18 protein-coding genes are annotated in these 18864 nt (G+C 61.4%); 12 read left to right on the top strand and 6 right to left on the bottom strand.

Going from position 1 to position 18864, the window contains the following annotated elements:
• The first annotated feature begins 25 nt into the window (after nt 1-25).
• From Q0O99_RS00990 to Q0O99_RS00975, 4 genes are all read left to right on the top strand, one after another.
• Nucleotides 26-1003: a TauD/TfdA family dioxygenase gene (locus tag Q0O99_RS00990; protein WP_293747592.1), complete on the top strand. Its 978-nt coding sequence runs from the start codon at nt 26-28 to the stop codon at nt 1001-1003.
• 71 nt (nt 1004-1074) lie between these two features.
• Nucleotides 1075-2049, top strand: coding sequence for a tripartite tricarboxylate transporter substrate binding protein (locus tag Q0O99_RS00985; protein WP_293747590.1), 975 nt, complete (start codon nt 1075-1077; stop codon nt 2047-2049).
• A complete protein-coding gene (locus Q0O99_RS00980) occupies nt 2046-3047 on the top strand; it encodes an amidohydrolase family protein (RefSeq protein ID WP_293747588.1) in 1002 nt (333 codons plus the stop codon). Before Q0O99_RS00985 ends, Q0O99_RS00980 begins: the two co-directional genes overlap by 4 nt.
• Before the next feature lie 137 nt (nt 3048-3184).
• Complete coding sequence (locus Q0O99_RS00975) at nt 3185-4066, top strand: LysR substrate-binding domain-containing protein (protein WP_293747586.1); 882 nt, start codon at nt 3185-3187, stop codon at nt 4064-4066.
• Between the two features lie 2 nt (nt 4067-4068).
• Here Q0O99_RS00975 and Q0O99_RS00970 read toward each other — a convergent pair whose 3' ends face one another.
• Nucleotides 4069-4692, bottom strand: coding sequence for a TetR/AcrR family transcriptional regulator (locus Q0O99_RS00970; RefSeq protein ID WP_293747584.1), 624 nt, complete (start codon nt 4690-4692; stop codon nt 4069-4071).
• A 67-nt stretch (nt 4693-4759) separates the two neighbouring features.
• Complete coding sequence (locus Q0O99_RS00965) at nt 4760-6337, bottom strand: alkaline phosphatase D family protein (RefSeq protein WP_293747582.1); 1578 nt, start codon at nt 6335-6337, stop codon at nt 4760-4762.
• A 133-nt stretch (nt 6338-6470) separates the two neighbouring features.
• Between Q0O99_RS00965 and Q0O99_RS00960 the strand changes: the two genes are divergently transcribed.
• The 8 genes from Q0O99_RS00960 to Q0O99_RS00925 all read left to right on the top strand — a co-directional run bounded on the left by Q0O99_RS00960 (nt 6471) and on the right by Q0O99_RS00925 (nt 14229).
• Nucleotides 6471-7361: a DMT family transporter gene (locus Q0O99_RS00960; RefSeq protein WP_293747580.1), complete on the top strand. Its 891-nt coding sequence runs from the start codon at nt 6471-6473 to the stop codon at nt 7359-7361.
• Nucleotides 7362-7419: 58 nt separating this feature from the next.
• Complete coding sequence (locus Q0O99_RS00955) at nt 7420-8406, top strand: MDR family oxidoreductase (protein WP_293747578.1); 987 nt, start codon at nt 7420-7422, stop codon at nt 8404-8406.
• A 132-nt stretch (nt 8407-8538) separates the two neighbouring features.
• A complete protein-coding gene (locus tag Q0O99_RS00950) occupies nt 8539-9168 on the top strand; it encodes a DUF6272 family protein (RefSeq protein ID WP_293747576.1) in 630 nt (209 codons plus the stop codon).
• Between the two features lie 11 nt (nt 9169-9179).
• The gene (locus Q0O99_RS00945) at nt 9180-9560 is read left to right on the top strand and encodes a DUF1987 domain-containing protein (RefSeq protein WP_293747574.1); all 381 of its coding nucleotides are present in this window, start codon (nt 9180-9182) and stop codon (nt 9558-9560) included.
• A gap of 19 nt (nt 9561-9579) precedes the next feature.
• Complete coding sequence (locus Q0O99_RS00940) at nt 9580-10620, top strand: adenylate/guanylate cyclase domain-containing protein (RefSeq protein WP_293747572.1); 1041 nt, start codon at nt 9580-9582, stop codon at nt 10618-10620.
• Nucleotides 10613-11821, top strand: a complete 1209-nt coding sequence (locus Q0O99_RS00935; protein ID WP_293747570.1) for a SpoIIE family protein phosphatase — start codon at nt 10613-10615, stop codon at nt 11819-11821. Before Q0O99_RS00940 ends, Q0O99_RS00935 begins: the two co-directional genes overlap by 8 nt.
• Before the next feature lie 446 nt (nt 11822-12267).
• Nucleotides 12268-13251 (top strand): tripartite tricarboxylate transporter substrate binding protein, encoded by a 984-nt coding sequence (locus Q0O99_RS00930; RefSeq protein WP_293747568.1) that lies wholly within the window; start codon nt 12268-12270, stop codon nt 13249-13251.
• Nucleotides 13252-13287: 36 nt separating this feature from the next.
• Nucleotides 13288-14229, top strand: coding sequence for an NAD(P)-dependent oxidoreductase (locus tag Q0O99_RS00925; RefSeq protein WP_293747566.1), 942 nt, complete (start codon nt 13288-13290; stop codon nt 14227-14229).
• Here Q0O99_RS00925 and Q0O99_RS00920 read toward each other — a convergent pair.
• The 4 genes from Q0O99_RS00920 to Q0O99_RS00905 all read right to left on the bottom strand — a co-directional run bounded on the left by Q0O99_RS00920 (nt 14217) and on the right by Q0O99_RS00905 (nt 18768).
• Nucleotides 14217-15134: a LysR substrate-binding domain-containing protein gene (locus Q0O99_RS00920; RefSeq protein ID WP_293747564.1), complete on the bottom strand. Its 918-nt coding sequence runs from the start codon at nt 15132-15134 to the stop codon at nt 14217-14219. The two genes, Q0O99_RS00925 and Q0O99_RS00920, sit on opposite strands and share 13 nt — an antisense overlap.
• 28 nt (nt 15135-15162) lie before the next feature.
• Complete coding sequence (locus Q0O99_RS00915; RefSeq protein ID WP_293747562.1) at nt 15163-16443, bottom strand: D-alanyl-D-alanine carboxypeptidase family protein; 1281 nt, start codon at nt 16441-16443, stop codon at nt 15163-15165.
• A 116-nt stretch (nt 16444-16559) separates the two neighbouring features.
• Nucleotides 16560-17396 carry a CoA ester lyase gene (locus tag Q0O99_RS00910; RefSeq protein ID WP_293747561.1) on the bottom strand — a complete coding sequence of 279 codons (837 nt, stop codon included), beginning with the start codon at nt 17394-17396 and terminating at the stop codon, nt 16560-16562.
• 7 nt (nt 17397-17403) lie between these two features.
• Nucleotides 17404-18768 (bottom strand): MmgE/PrpD family protein, encoded by a 1365-nt coding sequence (locus Q0O99_RS00905; protein ID WP_293747560.1) that lies wholly within the window; start codon nt 18766-18768, stop codon nt 17404-17406.
• Between the last annotated feature and the right edge of the window lie 96 nt (nt 18769-18864).

Genomic DNA, 18864 nt, shown 5'->3' with positions numbered 1-18864 from the left:
GCAGCACCACAAGGAGTTATAGGTCATGGCTATTGGAACCCCACAGGGCCCCGTCACAGCGGCTTCCTCGGCACTGGAAATTCGCCGTGTTGGCGTTTTTCTTGGCGCACGCATCACCGGCATCGACCTGCGCCAGGCGCTGGACGACGCCACGGTCGAGGCCCTCAAACTGGCGCATGCCCAACATGGCGTGTTGGTCTTTCCGGATCAGGTGATTTCCTCGGAAGACCTGCGCCGCTTTGGCCGCTGTTTCGGTACCCTGAGCGTTCACCCCTTTTCCACCAGCAGCGCCGACGCCCCCGAGTTGATCGTCTATGACAACAAGGAGGGCAATCCCCCCGCCCCCACAGACATCTGGCACACCGACGAAACCTTTCGGGAAGCGCCGCCCATGGGCACGGCGCTGTGCGCCAAAATCATTCCTGAACACGGCGGCAACACCGCATTTGCCAGCATGTCAGCGGTCTACGAAGGCTTGTCCGACCGCTGGCAGCGCTTTTTGTCGGGGCTGGAAGCCGTCCACGACTTCAAGCCTTTCCGCAGCCTTTTCCCCACCGACGCCGATGGCATCGAGAAGTTGCGTCGCTTTGAGGACCGCTACCCTGCCGTCACCCATCCGGTGGTGTCGGTGCACCCGATCACGGGCAAAAAGCTCATTTTTGTCAACCCCCAGTTCACCTTGCACATCAAGGGCATGGCCGAAGACGAGAGCCGCATGATCCTGGACATGCTGTACCGCAAGACCCTGATTCATGAATACCAGTACCGGCACTGCTGGGAACCGGACATGGTGGTGTTTTGGGACAACCGCCATGTGCAACACTCCGCCTTGCACGATTACTACCCGCAGCGTCGCCTGATGGAGCGCGTGACCATCGCCGGCACCCGCCCTGTGGCTGCCGACCCGGCCGCCGACCCCTCTGACCTGCGGCGTTATCTGATGCCGCCGTTGTCGCAGTTTCGCCAGGCGGGTACTGCGCAAAAGAGGCAACTCGACCTTTGAGCTTGTGGGTGCTAAAACACCTTTTGTGATCAATCCAGCCATCTGTTGGCCATTCAAATGAGGAGACTGTCATGTTCCGTTTTTCCAGACGTGCTGTTTTTGCTGCGCTGGCACTGAGTGCCTGTACAGGTGTTTTCAGCCAACCCGCCTACCCCGACAAACCCATCCGTTTGGTGGTGCCGTACCCGCCCGGCGGGTTCACGGACATTCTGGGCCGCCTGCTTTCCGCCCAACTTCAGACTCGACTCGGGCAAACCGTGGTCGTGGACAACAAAGGCGGTGGCGGCAGCACCATTGGCAGTGCCATGGTGGCGCGCGCGCCTGCCGATGGCTACACGCTGCTGTTGGTGGCACCCGATTTGGCCATCAATGAAAGCCTGATGGCGTCCCGGCTGAGCTACGACGCGCGCAAGGACTTCAGCCCCGTGATCCGTGCGGCTTGGTCGCCCATGGTGCTGGTCACCCACCCGTCTGTACCCGCGAAAAACGTGAATGAATTTCTGGCTCTGGCCAAGGCCCGTCCCGGCAAGATCAACTTCGCCTCCGGTGGCATCGGAACGGGCGCACACCTGGCACTGGAGTTGTTCAAAACCCGCGCTGGCGTCGACGTGACACACGTCCCCTACAAGGGCAATGGTCCCGCCACTTCCGACCTTCTGGGTGGTCAAGTTTCGGCCATGTTTTTGCAATACGCCGTGGCCAAACCTCATGTGGCGGGCGGCAAACTGGTCATGCTAGCAACCCCCAGCGGCAAACGCTCGCCCGCCATACCGGATGTGCCCACCCTTGCCGAAAGCGGCCTGCCCGGCTTTGACGTTGAACCTTGGTTCGGCATCGTGGCGCCCGCAGGTACCCCCACCGCCATCGTCAACCGGCTGAACGCCGAGATCGGCAAAATCATGCAGCAAAACGACGTCAAGGACCTGCTGGCCAGCTTCGGGGCGGCGCCCTCGATCTCCTCCCCGCAGGAATTTGGCAAATTCATTGACAGCGAAGTCACCCGCTGGGCTGAAGTTGTCAAAGCTTCAGGGGCCAAAGCCGAATGAGTCTGGGCGCGCGCGCCATCGACATGCACGCGCACTGGGTGCCCCCGCAGGTGGCCCATGCGCTGCGCCAGCGTCAAGGCCAGGTGCCACGGCTGGAGGTGCTTGCCGATGGGGCCGAGCGCTTGGTCATGCCGATCGGCACCCTGGGGTTCAGCCAAGCCCATACCGACCCGTCGCTGCGGTTTGAGCACATGTTGGCGCAAGGCGTGGCGAAACAAATGCTGTCATTGCCCGGTCTGTTTGGCATCGACAGTTTGCCTGTTGACCAGGCAGCGCCGCTGGTGCGTGACTTCAACGATGCTTGCGGCCAGTTGTGCCGGACGCACCCCGAACGATTTTGCGGACTCGCCGCACTGCCCTTGGCCGACATGGACGCGGCCGTGGCCGAACTGCGCCGGGCGCGACTGGAGTTGGGGCTGCTGGGGGCGATTTTGCCGGTGGACGCCTTTCGCAGCGAAGCCACCGCCGCACGCATCCGCCCCTTGTTTGAAGCGGCCGAGGCGCTGGGGGCGCACTTTTTTGTGCACCCCGGACGCATGCCAGACAGTGGCGCCTTGCCCGATGCGCCCCCTGACCACGATCTGGCACGCCGTGCGCTGGCTGTTCAACACGAAGTCGGCCAGGCCATGGTGACCCTGCTGCTGTCGGACTTTTTGCAACCGTGGCACAACATCACGGTTCAGGTGGCCAACCTGGGCGGCACTTTTCCTGCCGTGGTCGAACGCATGGACCACATGCTGGCCCTGCGCGATCCTGCCCGCCCCATGCCCTCGAGCCGGGCGCGCGCCGTGTGGGTGGACTGCGCCTCGCTGGGCCCACAGGCCCTGGAACAAGCCGTGGCGGTGTTCGGTGCCGACCGGGTGCTGCTGGGCACCGATTGCCCCATTTTCGATACCGCCAGAACCCTCGCGGGCATCCAAGGGTCTCGTCTGTCGGCAGCCGATCAGGCCCTGGTCTTGCATGACAACGCCGCTGCTTTGCTGGCACGACTGACCTGACTGCCCAAAGGGCATGCCGTCTGAGCCCAGATCAACCCCGGTTTTTTGCAGGTTATGCTTGTCCGATGCCTTTGCAAGACCGTCTCAAAATGCGTCACCTGCGCACCCTGGTGGCGATTGCCTAACACGGCTCACTGGTGCGTGCCGCCAAAGCCTTGAGCATTTCGCAACCCGCCGTCACCAAAACCCTGGCCGAGCTCGAAGACATTGCGGGCCATCGACTTTTTGAACGCTCACCCAAAGGCGTCACCTTGACCGGGGCCGGACAAATATTGGTCAGGCACACGGGATCGGGCTTGCGGGCGATCCACGATGGGCTGTCCAGCCTGTCTGCCGAAGAAGAGGGCGAAGCCCCAGCCCTGGTGATTGGCGCCTTGCCCAATGTGGGTGCCACGGTGCTGGCGCCCGCGCTGGTGCGCTTTGCCGCCTCGTCGCCACGGGCCCGCGTGTCCGTGCGAACAGGCAGCAATGCACAGCTGATTGCCGCCTTGAAACAAGGGGTTCTGGACATGGTGATGGGTCGCCTCGCAAAGCCGTCAGACATGCAAGGTTTAACCTTTGAACACCTGTACACCGAGCCCTTGCTGCTCGTGGTTCGCCCAGGGCATGCGCTGACCTTGCGACAGAACATCGATCCCGCACTTTTGGACGGCTACCGTTTGGTCATGCCCGATGCGGGGACGCGCGCCAGGGAAGCCGCAGACCGTTTTTTCATGGCCGTGGGCACGGGTCTGCCCTTGAAAGTCATTGAAACCATCGATTTGTCTTTCGGCCGCAGTTATGTGCTGCACAGCGACGCTGTGTGGTTTGTTCCACTGGGCGCCATAGAAAATGAATTGCGGCAAGGCACGCTGGTGCGCCTGCAGATCGACACGAGCGCCACCGAGGGACCCGTCGGTTTGACCCTTCGCGTTGACCCTCAACCGTCCGAATCCATACTCAGGCTGTTGGATGAGGTCCGCCAAAGCGCTTCAGAAAGGTTTGGCGCTTTGTCAAAATCCCCGGATACCCAAGTCTGACCTCAGCGGGCGTTCAGCCCATCAAAACAGGTGCTCATCACCAGATCGAGGATCTGCTCGTCGGTGTGCTGCTCGCCCATCTTCAGAAACTCCAGCACCGGATCGCAGGCCCGGGCAAACAAGGTGTAGAGCACCGCCACAGCGGGCAAGGCCTTGTTGATCTGGCCTTGTTTTTGGGCCGCTTCGATCCAGCCGCCTAAAGCGTCGCTCACCTCCATCAAGCCGTCCATGTAATCCTTGCTGGCCATCAAGGTGGCGCGCAAGCTGGAGTTTTGGCTGGGCAGTGAAGGCATCAGGCCTTGCAGCTTCAATGCCATGGTCCAGCGCGTCACGGCCTTGATCTTGTCCAGCGGGGGCAAAGACGGGTCGGTGCTTTGGATGACCTCTTGCGCCCGGCGCATGGCGGTGACCATGGCCGCACAGGCCAGCTCTTCCTTGCTGGTGAAGTGCTTGTACAAGCTGGCCTTGGCGATGCCCACCTCGGCCGCCACCTCGTCCACCGTCATCGCATCGAAGCCTTTTTCGGACAACAAACGGTTGACCGACTGGATGATGGCCGTTTCGCGGGCGGCGAGCATCTGGACTTTGAAGGACTTCTTGGGCGCGGTCACGTGGGTGGTGTTCATGCGAGGATTCTAGCCATCCAGCCTAAAAAAAGACCGCATGGTAACCCTTGGATGCGGCCGGGCCTTTTCAAGAACCCGGCTCGACGCCCGCCACGCCCTGGCGCACCGTCCAACGCCCTTGCAGCGCCAACCGGGCGTCGGGCTGGGCCGGGTGTAGGGTGGTCAAGAACTGAGCGTCCAGCCGATCGGGCCGGATGTCGATCAAGGTGTAGCCCCGCTCGTCCGAGCGGGCGTGGCGAATGTCCGGGTTGTCGCGCTGGATTTGTGCCATGAGTTTGGGCGACATGCCCCGGGTGGAGACCGAGGTGGTGACCAGTTCGCTGGCCACCACGGGCGAGCGCTCGTCGCCCGGCCGCACGCGCAGCTGCGCGGCCACGTTGGCGTGCACATCGCCACCCAGCATCACCACATCACTCAGGCGCGCGTCGGCCACGGTTTGCAACAGGCGCGAGCGCGCTTGCGGGTAACCGTCCCAGCCGTCGGTGAAGGCGCTGCGCCCCAAGGGCGTCTGTATGCCGCTGCTGGCCATCAAGGTGGACTGCGCCAGCAGCTTCCAGCGCCGCTGGCTTTGCGTCAAGCCCGCCGTCAGCCATTGCTCTTGCGCCTGGCCCAACATGCTGCGTGACGGATCGGCCAGCGCATCGCAGCCCATGACCACGCGTCCACCGCCCCGCATCAGGTCGGGGCAGGCCTGGTGGTCGCGGTGTTGGCGGCAGTCGAGCGTCCACACGTCGGCCAGCGTGCCCCAGGCCATGCGGTCGTGGATGCGCATCTGGCTGGGCTGCTGCGGGGCAGGCCCCAGGCGCAGCGGCATGTGCTCAAAGTAAGCCTGGTAAGCCGCTGTTCGCCGCTGCAAAAACACCGCCGCGTCGGTGAAGTTGCGGTCCAGGTCGTTGGCGTAGTCGTTCACCACCTCGTGGTCGTCCCAGGTCATGAGCCAGGGGTGTGCGGCGTGGCAGGCCTGCAAGTGGGCATCGCTCTTGTAATGCGCGTGGCGGGCGCGGTACGCCTCCAGCGTGTCGGGCATGCCGCTGTCGTGGGCGCGAAGCTTGTATTGCTTGTTGCTGCTTTCATAGATGTAGTCACCCACGAACAGCACCAAGTCCAGGTCTTGCGCGGCCATGTCGCGGTGCGCGGCGTAGTGGCCTTGCTCGTAATGCTGACAAGAGGCCAGGCCCAAGCGCAGGCGAGCCACCGCCTCGTTCAATGCCGGGCTGGTGCGGGTGCGGCCCACCGGGCTGACCGCGTTGCCGCTGGCAAAACGGTACCAATAATGCCGCCCCGGCTGCAGACCATCGGCCAGCACATGCAAGCTGTGGCCCCGGCGCGCATCGGTGGTCAAGGCCCATTGGCGCACGGGCTGTCGCAAAGCCTCGTCGGCAAACAGCTCGCACACCACGGGCGCGCCAGGCGCTTGACGGGCAGCATCGGCTTCGTGGATGCGCAAACGCGTCCACAGCACCACGCTGCGAGGCTGTGGCTGGCCACTGGCCACGCCCAAGCTGAACGGGAAAACCTGCCAGCGCGGCGGCCCGCTTTGCGCCTGCACGCCAGGCGTGACCCACGGTGCCAGCGCGGCTGCCAAAGCCGCGCGGTGCAGATCGCGGCGCGACCAGGGTGAACTGGGGTGGGTGAGTGGGGTCATGGCGTTGGCAGATGGGGTGAAAGCACCGTCGTTGATTCGGCCGGTGTTTTGAAGATGGCGCTTTTTTTTCCATGGTAACCGGGCGCATCGCGGGCGACAGGGCACGCAGGCAGGTAGCGGCACAATTCACGGCATGCGCTTTTCTCCCCGACCCCACAAAGACCACCTGGACGCCCTGGCCGTGGGTATTTTGCTGATGTGCTGCATGTTTTGGGGCTTTCAGCAGGTGCTGGTCAAAGCCACCGTGGCCGAATTGCCGCCTGTTTTCCAGTCGGCCGTGCGCGGCGTGGGGGCCACGCTGCTGCTGTGGCTGTGGTGCCAGTGGCGCGGGGTGCGCCTGTTTGAGCGCGACGGCAGCCTGTGGGCTGGTTTGCTGGTGGGCTGCCTGTTTGCGGCCGAATTTGCCTTCATTTACATCGGCCTGCAACACACCACGGCCTCACGGCTGACGGTGTTTTTGTACACCTCGCCCTTTTGGGTGGCGGCCCTGCTGCCTTGGTTCATTCGCACCGAGCGGCTGCGGCCTGTGCAATGGCTGGGCATGGCCTGCGCTTTTGCGGCCGTGGTGTTTGCCCTGCGCGAAGGTTTGGGCGGAGGCGGGGCCACGGGTGACCTGATGGGTCTGGCCGCCGGGGCTTTGTGGGGCCTGACCACGGTGGCCATTCGCGCAGCCAACCTCACCCGCCTGACTGCCGAGAAACTGTTGTTTTACCAACTGGCTGTGAGCACCGTGGTGCTGATCTTGCTGTCGCGCGGCATGGGCGAGCCCTGGGACGGCAGCTGGAGCGGCTTTGCCATGGGCTCGGTGGCGGTGCAAACCGTGATCGGCGCATTCGCCAGCTACCTGGCCTGGATGTGGATGCTGGGCCACTACCCTGCCACCAAGATCTCGGCCTTTGTTTTCCTCACACCCCTGTTCGCCCTGCTGTTTGGCATGCTGTGGCTGGGCGAAGCCGTGACCCTGACCTTGGTGCTGTCCCTGGCCCTGGTGGCCGTGGGCATTGTGCTGGTCAACCGCAAATGAAGCCCTCAAACCATCGCGCCCACAAAAGACAATTGAACCCTTTGACAGAAAGACCTCTATGACTTACCAAGCCCTGCAAATTGAAAAAGACGACGCCGGTTACCGCTGCACCTTGAAAACGCTGGACGACAGCGCCTTGCCCGAAGGCGATGTGACGGTGCAAGTGGACTACTCCACCCTCAACTACAAAGATGGCTTGGCCATCACCGGCAAAAGCCCGGTGGTGCGCAAGTTCCCGCTCACCCCCGGCATCGACCTGTCGGGCACCGTGACCGAGAGCCAGCACCCGCTGTTCAAATCGGGTGACCTGGTGGTGCTGAATGGCTGGGGCGTAGGCGAAAGCCACAGCGGCGGTCTGGCACAAAAAGCGCGCCTGAAAGGCGACTGGCTGGTGAAACTGCCTGCTGCTTTCTCCGCGCGCCAGGCCATGGCCATTGGCACCGCCGGTTACACCGCCATGCTGTGCGTGATGGCCCTTGAAAAGCACGGCATCACCCCTGACAAGGGCGACATCCTGGTCACAGGCGCGGGCGGCGGCGTGGGCAGCGTGGCGATCGCCTTGCTGGCCAAGCTGGGCTTTCGCGTGGTGGCCAGCACCGGCCGCCTGCAAGAGGCCGACTACCTGCGCCAGTTGGGCGCAGCCGACGTGATGGACCGGGCCGAACTGTCGGCCCCGGGCAAGCCGCTGGCCAAAGAGCGCTGGGCCGGAGTGGTCGACACCGTGGGCAGCCACACCCTGGCCAACGCCTGCGCCAGCACGAAATACGGCGGCGTGGTCACCGCCTGCGGCCTGGCGCAAGGCATGGACTTTCCTTCGAGCGTGGCACCCTTCATCTTGCGCGGCGTGACCTTGGCGGGCATCGACAGCGTGATGGCCCCGCGTGCCGTGCGCGAAGCCGCTTGGGCGCGTTTGGCGAAAGACTTGGACACCGCTCAACTGGAACGCATGACGCGCGAAGTGGGCCTGGCCGACGCCATCGGTGTGGGCGGCGAGATCCTGGCGGGGCAGGTTCGCGGTCGGGTGGTGGTCAACGTCAACCGATAATTCCGACACTGAGTGATGAACTGACGCACGACTTTACTTGTTCGGGTATATCAGTTTCGTCATTTTTAGTCATGCAGTTGACATATTTGAGTTTTAAATTGGGTTGATCTTCAATGTTTATGAGATCAATCCATGTCCACAGCACACAAGCTCAACGGCGCTTCTTTCTTGGATCTTCGCCAGCAACTGGAATCACGGGGCATCGTGTTCTCCTATTGCGGTTATTTGAATGAGAGCATCTTGTCAGGCATTGGCAATGCCTTGCAAAGCAAGATGGCCATCGACCAAACCGATCAGAAAATTTCGCGCGGCATCTTCTCTACCTTTGTGGAGCAAGTGCAAAACGTCATCCGCTATTCGGCCGAAACGATTGGCCCTGAAGAGCGTGCCAAATTGGAGCGCGAGGCCGCACTGGCTGCTGGCCGTCCCGAAAATGAAATTGACGATGGCGAACTTCGTTACGGTCTGATCACCATTGGCGAAACACCCGACGGCACCCGCTTTGTCACCTGCGCCAACCTCATCAAAAACGACAACGTCGAGCGCGTCTCGGCTTCGCTTGAAAGCATTCGCGGACTTAACCGCAAAGAGCTGACCACTTTGATGCGCGAGCATCTGAAGGCGGGCCCACCCGAGGGCTCCAAGGGTGCTGGTGTGGGGTTCATCTCCATCGCACGCGAAGCCAATGGCAATTGGGAATACGACATGGTCCCCATGCCGGACGGTAAGTTCACTTTCTTCTGCCTCGAAGCCTACTTTTAAGAGAGCCTGACATGGAAAAAATTGACATTGCAGCCACTGCACGCACACCCCATTTGAGCTTTGACCCCGCCACGGGCATTTTTGTGTTGGAAGGTGAGTCTTACCCCGAAGACACCAAAAAGTTTTACGACACCCCTCTGTCTAATGTGTACAGTTTTTTGGAGAAGGATGTTGATGTCAAAGCGGTTTTCACTTTCAAGTTGAAGTATTTCAACAGCTCATCGGCCAAAGTGCTGATGGACTTGTTTTTGGCGGTCGAAGAATCAGCCGCCCGTGGCAACGCCTTCAAAATCGAATGGCACTACGCCTCTGACGACGACAACATGCAAGAGTTGGGTGAAGAATTTGCCGAAGAACTCGAGAAAGCCGAGTTCGCCATGGTGGCTTTTTGACCTCCACTGAAAGGCTGGCGTGACCGATTCTTTTTTGGCCAAAGAAAATGAGGTTTTGGTCGAAAGTGAAAAACTGCTGACCGATACGCCGGAACTGGTCAGGCCTGATGTTTATGCCAAGCTGATTGCTGATTACGGAAGATTGCTGAAAAACTTTTCACGCATGATCCGGATCAGCGACCGAAATGAGCTTCGGCTTCAGGCCGTTTCAGATGAGCTGGAGATTGAGAAAAAGAAACTCGAAGGGGTCGCCGACCAACTGGCCAAGTATTTGCCAAGGCAAATTTACGACTCGATTTTCAAAGGCGATCAGTCACTAGAGATCAAAACCCAACGAAAATTACTGACGGTATTTTTTTCGGACATCCAAGGTTTCACGCAGATTTCGTCGGTCATCCAGCCTGAGGTCTTGACCCACTACATCAACGCTTACTTCTCGGAAATGTCCGACATCGCCGCCAAATACGGGGGCACCATCGACAAATACATCGGTGATGCGATGATGGTTTTTTTCGGCGATCCCGATAGCCGTGGCCCTCAAGAAGACGCCTTGGCCTGTGTCCGCATGGCTTACGAAATGCAAGAGCGCTTGGCAGAACTGCACATTCAGTGGCAACGCGAGGGGTTGCAATACCCCTTTATCACGCGCATTGGCATCAACACGGGTTATTGCAACGTGGGCAATTTCGGCAGCCACAGCCGCATGGCTTACACCATCTTGGGTGGCGAGGTCAATTTGGCCGCTCGAATCGAAAGCAAATGTGAACCCGGTGGGGTTTTGATCTCGCATGAAACCTATGCGCAGGTCAAAGATTTTGTCGAAGTTGCAGAGCGCGATTTGTTGGAACTCAAAGGCATTCCCATGCCAATCAAAACTTACGCCATCGTCAAAGTGAGTGACACCAACCGTTCACACACTTCTGAATTGCGGCTCGATTTAAAAGGCTTGGACAAGATGGTGGTCAAACCCGGTAACTTGTCCATGCCTGACCGTTTGAGCCTTGTGGCTCGTCTTCGTGATATGGCCAACACTTTAGAAGGAATCCAGTCCCATGATTGAGCAAAAAGTCCGATCCATCTTGCGTCATCAAGAAGGCATCTTAGAAACTGAAAAATGCGGCGTGGTCATCGCCAACTTCAGAAAAGACGATGACCTTTTGGTCGTGCCCGTTTTTAACGCCGACAAACAGGCGATTGGCCTGATTGACCGCCAATCGGCTTTGTCCACCGCCTCCAACCCGCTGCACTTTTCGGTCTATCAAAACCGCAGCGCCAAAATGTTGGTTCAAGAGGTTTTCCCGACTTTTGACATCGAAACCAGCATTGATTTGGCTTCGCAAAAAATGTTGGACATGGGCTTGTCGCTGAGCACAGGCGGTTTTCTGATCACCGAAAACGGCGTTTATGCCGGCATCGGCATCAACACCGACATGCTCAACTACCTGGTTGAAGCCAACCATGCACGCGCCGAAGCCTTGGCCGAGTTGCACACCGAAATGATGGACAGCGTGAACTACGCGGGCCGTATCCAGTCCAGCTTGCTGCCCAATCGCGTGGCGCTGCAAGATGGCTTGCGCTCGGTGGGCGTTTTGTGGGAGCCACGCGATGTGGTGGGTGGTGACGTTTACTGGCGCACAGAAGAGGACTTTGAAGGTTGCTTCACCTTGGCGCTGATCGATTGCACGGGCCATGGTGTTCCAGGATCGCTCATGTCCATGTTGGTCGTCAGTGTGCTCAACCGCATCTACTCCGAACAGCCCAACATTGGACCCGGCGAGGCCCTGTCCAAATTGGGCAATTTGATTCGCAACGCGCTCAACCAAGACCGCGAAGACTGCCAGTCCAACGACGGCTTTGATGCGGGCTTGTGCAAAATCAACACCCAGAAAAAAACCGTGTCTTTCTCTGGGGCGCGCACCAACTGCTTCATCGTCCCCAAAGACAACACGCCGATCATCCGTTTGCTTGGTGAAAAACAAGCCCTAGGCTACCCAGGACAAGTGCCTTACACACCGCTGGAAGAGTACGAGTTGCCTTTGGAGAACTGCCAAACCTTCTTCATGGCCTCCGATGGCGTGCTGGACCAACCCGGTGGTGACAACAGCCGCGCCTTTGGTCCACGCCGTTTGTTGCAGCATTTGGAAGCTCAACGCCATTTGGGCGCAGAAGCTTTGATGATGCAAACCAAAACAGTGGTCGACCAATGGCGTGGTCAAGAAATCAGACGCGATGACGTCTCAGCGCTGTCGTTTTCTGTTTAAGGCATGAACCGCATCGTGTCTGTCAAAGCTTCGTCTTTGACGGTCACTTTGCCCGCACGCTCATCCGATGCGCCGCGAACCATCAATGCCGTCACGTTCTTCATAGGTTTTATCTGGCTGGAACGGCTGATGGGTTTGGCTTTTTCGAACAGGCCTCTCACGTGGCTTGAGCCGCGAGATGGACTTGGCGGACGCCATCGGTCTGGTCGCCTACATTCTGGCGGGCCCAGTGCGCGGGCGGGTGGTGGTCAACGTCAACCGCTGAAGTTGCATCTGTCAATGCAGTTGATCCGGTCAAGGCCGGGGTGGCAGGCTGCACCGCTCAGAGGAACCACAGCGCCCGCTGTAACCCATGCGTCTGCCCTTAGGGGTTAACGTGATGTTCTGCGGGGGTGTACCTCCCTAGGATGGGTTCGAATCCAACCATCCCTTCAGGAGACAACCCCATGAAACGCCGCCATTTGATTGCCCTGGCTGCAGCCACAACGCTCAGCACCCTGCCCCAAGCCTTTGCGCAAACTGCGGGTTACCCCAATCGCCCGATCAAGCTGGTGGTGCCTTTCCCAGCCGGCATCTCGCCCGATGTGGTGGCCCGCCTGATTGGCGACAAGCTGAGCACGGCCCTGGGCCAACCCGTGTTGGTCGACAACCGGCCCGGCGCGGGCGGCATGATCGGCGCCGTGGCTGCGGCCACCTCACCGGCCGATGGCTACACCCTGTTTTTCAGCGTCAAGGCTTCGCACGCCATTGCCCCCAATGTGTACCGAGACGCCAAGTTCAACCCACCGCGTGATTTCAAGGCCGTCACCCAAATCTTGCAAGTGCCCCATGTGCTGACCGCCACGCCCAAAGCGCCTTACAACAACATGAAGGAGCTGGTGGCGTACGCCAAAGCGAACCCGGGCAAGATCGACTTTGCCTCTTTGGGCGTCGGCTCGCAGCCCCATGTGGCTTTGGAGGTGTGGTCGCAGCGGCTGGGCATCAAGCTCAACCACGTACCCTACAAAACCAACCCCTCGCCCGATGTGATGAGCGGCCTGATCAGCCTGTCGGTCGAGGCCTCGACCACCGCCATTCCGCTCATCAAGTCAGGCCGAGTCAAGGCCCTGGGCATCTCAGGTGCGCAGCGCATCCCCGGCCTGCCCGACGTGCCCACCATGACCGAGTTTGACGCCAACCTGGATGTCAACGGCGTGATCGGCAGCTCGTGGCACGGCATCTTTGCGCCCACGGGCACGCCCAACGACATCATTGCCAAGCTCAACACCGAGATCGTCAAGATCGTGAAATTGCCCGAAATCCAAGCCCGCCTGATTGAGCTGGGCCTCACACCCACGGGCACCAGCGCCGCCGCGCTCGACACCGTGGCCAACGGCGACTACGCCTTCTGGAACAAGGTGATCAACGACCTGGGCATCAAGGCCGACTGAGGACACCCACATCGACATGGCCATACAGCAGCCCACATGAGCCGTCCTGCCAAAAAATCCCGGGCCACCCCAGTGGCCAGGCCCGTGAAACTGAAGGCGCCGATTGAGCGTGTGGGCATGCTGGGCGTAGGCATCATGGGCCAGGCCATGGCCGTGAACCTGATGAAGGCGGGCTTTCTGGTCACGGGTTACGACCCCGACCCGAAAGCCATGAAGCGCCTGAAAGCGGCCGGGGGCACGGCACGCCCATCGGCGGCCGATCTGGCAGCCGATGCCCAAGTCATCATCTGCTCACTGCCGAGGCCAGAGGCCTTGCACGGTGCGGCGCAACAGATCGCCGCTGTCGGCCAGCGCGACTTGCTGGTGGTCGAAACCAGCACGCTCGCCATCGCCGACAAAACCGCCGCCCGCGACACGCTCAAAGCCCAAGGCATCGTCATGCTCGACTGCCCTTTGTCAGGCACCGGGGCGCAAGCCGTGCACAAAGACCTCACCGTGTATGCCAGCGGCCCCAAGGCGGCGATCCAGCAACTGGCACCCGTCTTTGAAGGTTTCTCAAAAAGCACTTTTGACCTGGGTGCCTTTGGCAATGGCATGAAGATGAAGCTGATGGCCAATTTGCTGGTGGCCATCCACAACGTGTCGACTGCCGAAGCCTTGCTGCTGGGCCAGCGTTGGGGCATCCGACCGCAAGACGCCGTCAAGGTGCTCAGCGACGGTGCAGGCGGCTCACGCATGCTGCAAGTGCGTGGCCCCCTGATGCAGGACGAAGGCTGGCACACCGCCACCATGAAAGTCGGTATCTGGCAAAAAGACATGCAGCTGATTGCCGCCGCATTGGCCGAGGCCCAAGTACCCGCGCCGCTGTTTGCCGCCACCGTGCCCATTTACAACGCCGCCATGGCCCTGGGGCACGCCGAGCACGACACGGCAGCGGTGTTTGATGTGCTGTCGAGGATGTCGTCTCAACGCGCTTGATCCATCGCCAAGCGCGCATCCTCTGCCAACAAATCAATCAAGTCCCGCGCAAAAGCAGGCAGCTCATCCAGATTGCGCACACAAATTTGCATGGACCGAAAGGCCCACGCGTCAGACAGGGGCACCAGGCGGATGGCCATGCTGCGGGCGTGGCGGCGGGCGGCCGATTCGGGCAGCACGCCCACGCCCACACCCGCCTCGATCATGCGGCAGGCCGATTCGAAGCTGCTCACCTGGATGCGCACCTTGAGCGGCTTGTTCAACTGCTCGCATTCGCGGTTCAAGAAGGCGTGCAAGGCGCTGGCTTCGTGCAGGCCCACATGGTCAAACTCCAGCGCGTCAATGAGTGGCATGCTGGGCAGCTCGGCCACAGGGTGCAGATGCGGCACCACCAGCACCAGGCGGTCCGAGCGGTAGGGCAAGGTCTGCAGGCTTTCGGTGCGCACCGAGCCGGCCACGATGCCGATGTCGGTCTTGCCGTCCATCACGGCGCGCACGATTTCATTCGACAGCTTTTCCTGCAGGTCGATGTTCACATCGGGGTGCGTGGCCAGGTAAAGCTTGAGCACATCGGGCAAGAACTCGCCCAGGGCCGTGGTGTTGGCGTACACGCGCAGGTGGCCTTTGATGCCGCTGGCGTATTCCTGCAGGTCACCGCGCAGGTGCTCGATCTGGCCCAACACCAGACGCGCGCGGTGCACAAAGGCCTGGCCCGGCGGCGTGAGCGTGACGCCCTGGCTGTGGCGGTTGAGCAGCTTGGCGCCGATGCTTTCTTCGAGGTTTTTGATGCGCGTGCTGGCCGCAGGCAGCGAGATGTGCGAGGCCTCGGCCCCTTTGGTGAGGCTGTTGGCTTCGGCCACCCGCACCATCAGGCGCAGGTCAACCAGATCAAAGTGCACGGACATGGGCAGTCGCTGGCTGAACGAACAAGGCTCAGCGGCCGAACAAATTGGCCACGTGCTGCCATGCGCGCAGCAGCAGGCCCGAGCGTTCCACCTCGGCTAGCGCCACCAGCGGGGTTTCGCCCACCGGTTTGCCGTTGGCGGTCGCCACCACTTTGCCAATCACCGCGCCTTTGGCGATGGGCGCCTCAAGACCTGGCTTGAGCTCGACCGTGGTCTGCACTTGCTGGCCACGCGGCACAGTAAGCATCCACGGTGCGCCCAAAACGGCAGGGACCGTGTCGGCCTTGCCAAAGCCGACTTTGGCCGTGGCAACGACCGCCGTCGGCGGGATGGGTGTGGCTTTTTCAAACTGGCTGTAACCCCAGGCCAGCAGCTCGCGCGTCTGGTCCGCGCGCGCCTGGGCGCTGTGGGTGTTGAGGATGACCGAGATCAGGCGCATCTCGTTGCGCTTGGCCGAGGTGACCAGGCAAAAGCCCGCCTCTGAGGTGTGGCCGGTTTTCAGGCCATCCACGGTGGGGTCGGTGTAAAGCAAGGCATTGCGGTTGCCTTGCTTGATGCCGTTGTACTTGAACTCGCGCTCGGCGTAGAGGGGGTAGTACTCGGCGCCGTCTTGGATGATGGCTCGCGCCAAGATGGCGAGGTCAAACGCAGACGACTTGTGCGCCGGGTCGGGCAAGCCCGTGGGGTTGACGAAGGTCGTCTTCGTCATGTTCAGGCGCTGGGCCTCGGCGTTCATCAGTTTGGCAAATCCCGCTTCGGAACCCGCCATGTGCTCGGCAATCGCTTTGGATGCGTCGTTGCCCGACTGCACGATGATGCCGCGCAGGATGTCGATGACGGTGGCTTGGCTGTTCAGCGGCAAATACATGCACGACTCGGCACTGGTGCCCCGGCACCAGGCGTTTTCACTGACGCTGACCAGATCGGTGGGTTTGAGCTTGCCCGAGCGCAAGGCCTGCTCGACGATGTAGCTGGTCATCATTTTGGTGAGCGACGCGGGCGGCAGGGCTTCGTCTTGGTTGGCCGAGGCCAGCACCTGGCCAGAGTCGTAGTCCATCAACAGCCAGGCCTTGGTGGGCAGCGCTGGCGCGTTGTCGGCCAAAGCAAGCTGCGCCGCCAATGGCGGCATTGCGTTGGCGGCGGCTGCAGCTTTTTTGCCGGGTGCCGCTTTTTTGCTGGACACCGCCTTTTTGGCCGCAGCGGTCTTGCTCTCAGGGTGTTTGGCTGCCAAAGAAGCCGACGTGGGCCCAAAGGTGCCTGCGGCGATGGCAAAGAAAAGGGAAAGAAGAGAGAAAGTTTTGATGTGCATGGCTTTGGATGTGCTGGACGCCGATTGTCGCCGATCAGACTGCCCACGCCCCACCACAGGCCCCACCCCAAGTCCCAACGAATAGGCACCCGCCAGAATTCAGAATAACGGCCTTTTCAAGCGCGAGGCGCTTGGAGAATTTGGCGTGCCAGCAAGAGCACGGGCGGGTCGACCATCTTGCCGTCCACACTGAAAGCACCGCCACGGGCCTCTACTTCCGCAGCCAGCACGCGCTCGGCCCAGACACATTCGGCCTCGGTCGGGGCCAAGGCCCGGTGCACGCCCACCACTTGTGCAGGATGGATGCACAGCTTGGCACCAAAGCCAAAGCGGCGGCTGCGCTGCGCGTCTTGCGCCAACACCTGCGCATCGGTTGTGGCGGTGGTCACGCCATCCACCGGGGCGGGCAAACCGGCACGGCGCGAGGCCAGCACCATCGCCAACCGAATGGGCGCGAGTTCTGCTTCGTCGGGTCCGCAGCGCATGCCCAGATCGGCCTGCAGGTCGATGTGCCCCAAACCCAAACGCAGCACACCCTCTGCACGGGCCATGGCGTCCATCTGCCCCACGCCTTCGGCGCTTTCGATCAAAGGCAGCACCGGCACGCCGCAGGCCTGAAAGGCGCGCTCAATCTGCTGCGCGCTTTCAGCCTTGGGCAGCATGACCGCACCCAAGCCGGGCAAGTGGCCAAGCGCCAACAGGTCGGCCTCGTGCCAAGGTGTGGCTGCGGGGTTCACGCGCACCAAAAGGCGGGCGCGTTGGGCATCTTCAAAACCCGGCCAAGCCGCTGCCAAGGCAGCGCGTGCTGCGTCTTTGGCGTCCAGCGGAACAGCGTCTTCCAGGTCCACGATCACCGCATCGGCGCCGCTGGCCAAGGCCTTGGCAAAGCGCTCGGGGCGGTGGCCGGGCACAAACAGGAAACTGCGCGCTTGCGCCAGCGGTAACAAGCTCATGCCAAGCTCATGTCAAAAGAACGCCCACTTTGGGCCAGGTCGCCACTTGCCAAAGTGCGTCCAGGGCTTTGCGCATGGCCTCGGGCGTGGCGCCGCCGCTGAAGGCGGCCAGGCGCAAGGCCTTGTCGGTGATCTCTTGGCGCGAGAGGGTGTTGCCCGGGTCGCCCTTGGGCTCGTCGACGCGGCCGTGCAGCACGCGGCCGTCGGTGGTGGTGACACTCACTTTGCCGATCCAGCGCTTGGGGTAGGCGCCGTCCACTTCCGGGTCCAGCACCATCACCACCTTGTCGCGCAAAGCCTGGGTGGCCTCGGTCTGGAAGGCTTGTTCAAATTCGTTCAGGCCAGCGTGGCCAAACTGCGCCGCCATGGCCAGCACCGTGCCCATCGAGAATTTGCTCTGGTGCACCGTGGTGGGATTCACCACCGGGCCCAGCACGTCGATGGCCCCCTGGTGCACATGCGTGACGACTTGGGCCAAATCCGTTGGTTTGAGCCCATGGGTTTGCATGACGTGCAGCAAAGCGTCGGCCGCCGGGTGGGTGTGGCGGCAGCTGGCGTGGTACTTGAAAGAGGTTTCCGCCGTGGCCCAACGGGTGCCCAGACCGTCGATCAAGCGTGCCGGGTCGGCGTCGCTGGACATGCCAGCGGCCATGCCTTGCGGGCCTTCGAAGATGTCGGCGGCACCGGTAAAACCATCCTGCGCCAGGTAAGCCGACATCAGGCCTGCGCCGGCCGCATGCGCGGTGTGCAGGATCTTGCTGTCGGCGGCTGTGCGCAAAAACTCCCACAAACCGGCAGACTGCGTGCCGGCCGAACCCAAAGCGTGCTGCATCTGACGGGCATTGAGCCCCAACAAATGCCCCACAGCAGCAGCAGCGGCCAGCGTGCCTGCCGTGCCGGTGGTGTGGAACACACGGTAGTGCGATCGCCCCAGAAATTCGCCTACGCGAATGCCCACTTCGTAGCCCACCACCGATGCGGCCAGCAACTGTTGGCCGCTGGCCCCCAGCGCCTGCGCCACCGCCACCGCAGGCGAAAACACCACCGTGGCCGGATGAAACACCGAACCGTTGTGCACATCGTCTTGCTCTGCCACGTGCGACGCCGCGGCGTTGACCATGGCGGCCAGGTAGGGGGAATTTTGGTTACCGTCCACGATCACCTCGGCTGAACCCTGGGCCGAACCCATCGCTCGCGCAAAGCGGTTGATGTTCTCCACAGGGCGCGAACCATGTCCACCCACCGTGGCACCAAACCAGTCGACCAGCAAGTCTTCGGTCTTGCGAACCACGGGCTCTGGGATGTCTTCGAAGCGCAGCTGCGCTGCAAAGGTGGCGAGTTGGGCAGTGTTGGATGTCATATTGTTTGTCATGGCTGTCTCCTTGTGGTCTGTCTCAAATGGCTTGATCGATACATGTCGGGGCTAAAGCCGCCGACCTACGGAAAACCACTGGCCTCGCCTTGTAGG

The sequence above is a fragment of the Limnohabitans sp. Rim8 genome (genome assembly GCF_945901735.1).
Lineage (GTDB): Bacteria > Pseudomonadota > Gammaproteobacteria > Burkholderiales > Burkholderiaceae_C > Limnohabitans_A.
This window is presented reverse-complemented; position numbering and strand designations above follow the sequence as displayed.

What these genes read in the sequence shown, in the direction of transcription:
- Q0O99_RS00910 (WP_293747561.1), bottom strand. Translation starts at nt 17,396, where the DNA reads ATGAGCTTGTTACCGCTGGCGCAAGCGCGCAGTTTCCTGTTTGTGCCC.
- Q0O99_RS00970 (WP_293747584.1), bottom strand. Translation starts at nt 4,692, where the DNA reads ATGAACACCACCCACGTGACCGCGCCCAAGAAGTCCTTCAAAGTCCAG.
- Q0O99_RS00990 (WP_293747592.1), top strand. Translation starts at nt 26, where the DNA reads ATGGCTATTGGAACCCCACAGGGCCCCGTCACAGCGGCTTCCTCGGCA.
- Q0O99_RS00980 (WP_293747588.1), top strand. Translation starts at nt 2,046, where the DNA reads ATGAGTCTGGGCGCGCGCGCCATCGACATGCACGCGCACTGGGTGCCC.
- Q0O99_RS00985 (WP_293747590.1), top strand. Translation starts at nt 1,075, where the DNA reads ATGTTCCGTTTTTCCAGACGTGCTGTTTTTGCTGCGCTGGCACTGAGT.
- Q0O99_RS00925 (WP_293747566.1), top strand. Translation starts at nt 13,288, where the DNA reads ATGAGCCGTCCTGCCAAAAAATCCCGGGCCACCCCAGTGGCCAGGCCC.
- Q0O99_RS00965 (WP_293747582.1), bottom strand. Translation starts at nt 6,337, where the DNA reads ATGACCCCACTCACCCACCCCAGTTCACCCTGGTCGCGCCGCGATCTG.
- Q0O99_RS00945 (WP_293747574.1), top strand. Translation starts at nt 9,180, where the DNA reads ATGGAAAAAATTGACATTGCAGCCACTGCACGCACACCCCATTTGAGC.
- Q0O99_RS00930 (WP_293747568.1), top strand. Translation starts at nt 12,268, where the DNA reads ATGAAACGCCGCCATTTGATTGCCCTGGCTGCAGCCACAACGCTCAGC.
- Q0O99_RS00905 (WP_293747560.1), bottom strand. Translation starts at nt 18,768, where the DNA reads ATGACAAACAATATGACATCCAACACTGCCCAACTCGCCACCTTTGCA.
- Q0O99_RS00960 (WP_293747580.1), top strand. Translation starts at nt 6,471, where the DNA reads ATGCGCTTTTCTCCCCGACCCCACAAAGACCACCTGGACGCCCTGGCC.
- Q0O99_RS00935 (WP_293747570.1), top strand. Translation starts at nt 10,613, where the DNA reads ATGATTGAGCAAAAAGTCCGATCCATCTTGCGTCATCAAGAAGGCATC.
- Q0O99_RS00955 (WP_293747578.1), top strand. Translation starts at nt 7,420, where the DNA reads ATGACTTACCAAGCCCTGCAAATTGAAAAAGACGACGCCGGTTACCGC.
- Q0O99_RS00950 (WP_293747576.1), top strand. Translation starts at nt 8,539, where the DNA reads ATGTCCACAGCACACAAGCTCAACGGCGCTTCTTTCTTGGATCTTCGC.
- Q0O99_RS00915 (WP_293747562.1), bottom strand. Translation starts at nt 16,443, where the DNA reads ATGCACATCAAAACTTTCTCTCTTCTTTCCCTTTTCTTTGCCATCGCC.
- Q0O99_RS00920 (WP_293747564.1), bottom strand. Translation starts at nt 15,134, where the DNA reads ATGTCCGTGCACTTTGATCTGGTTGACCTGCGCCTGATGGTGCGGGTG.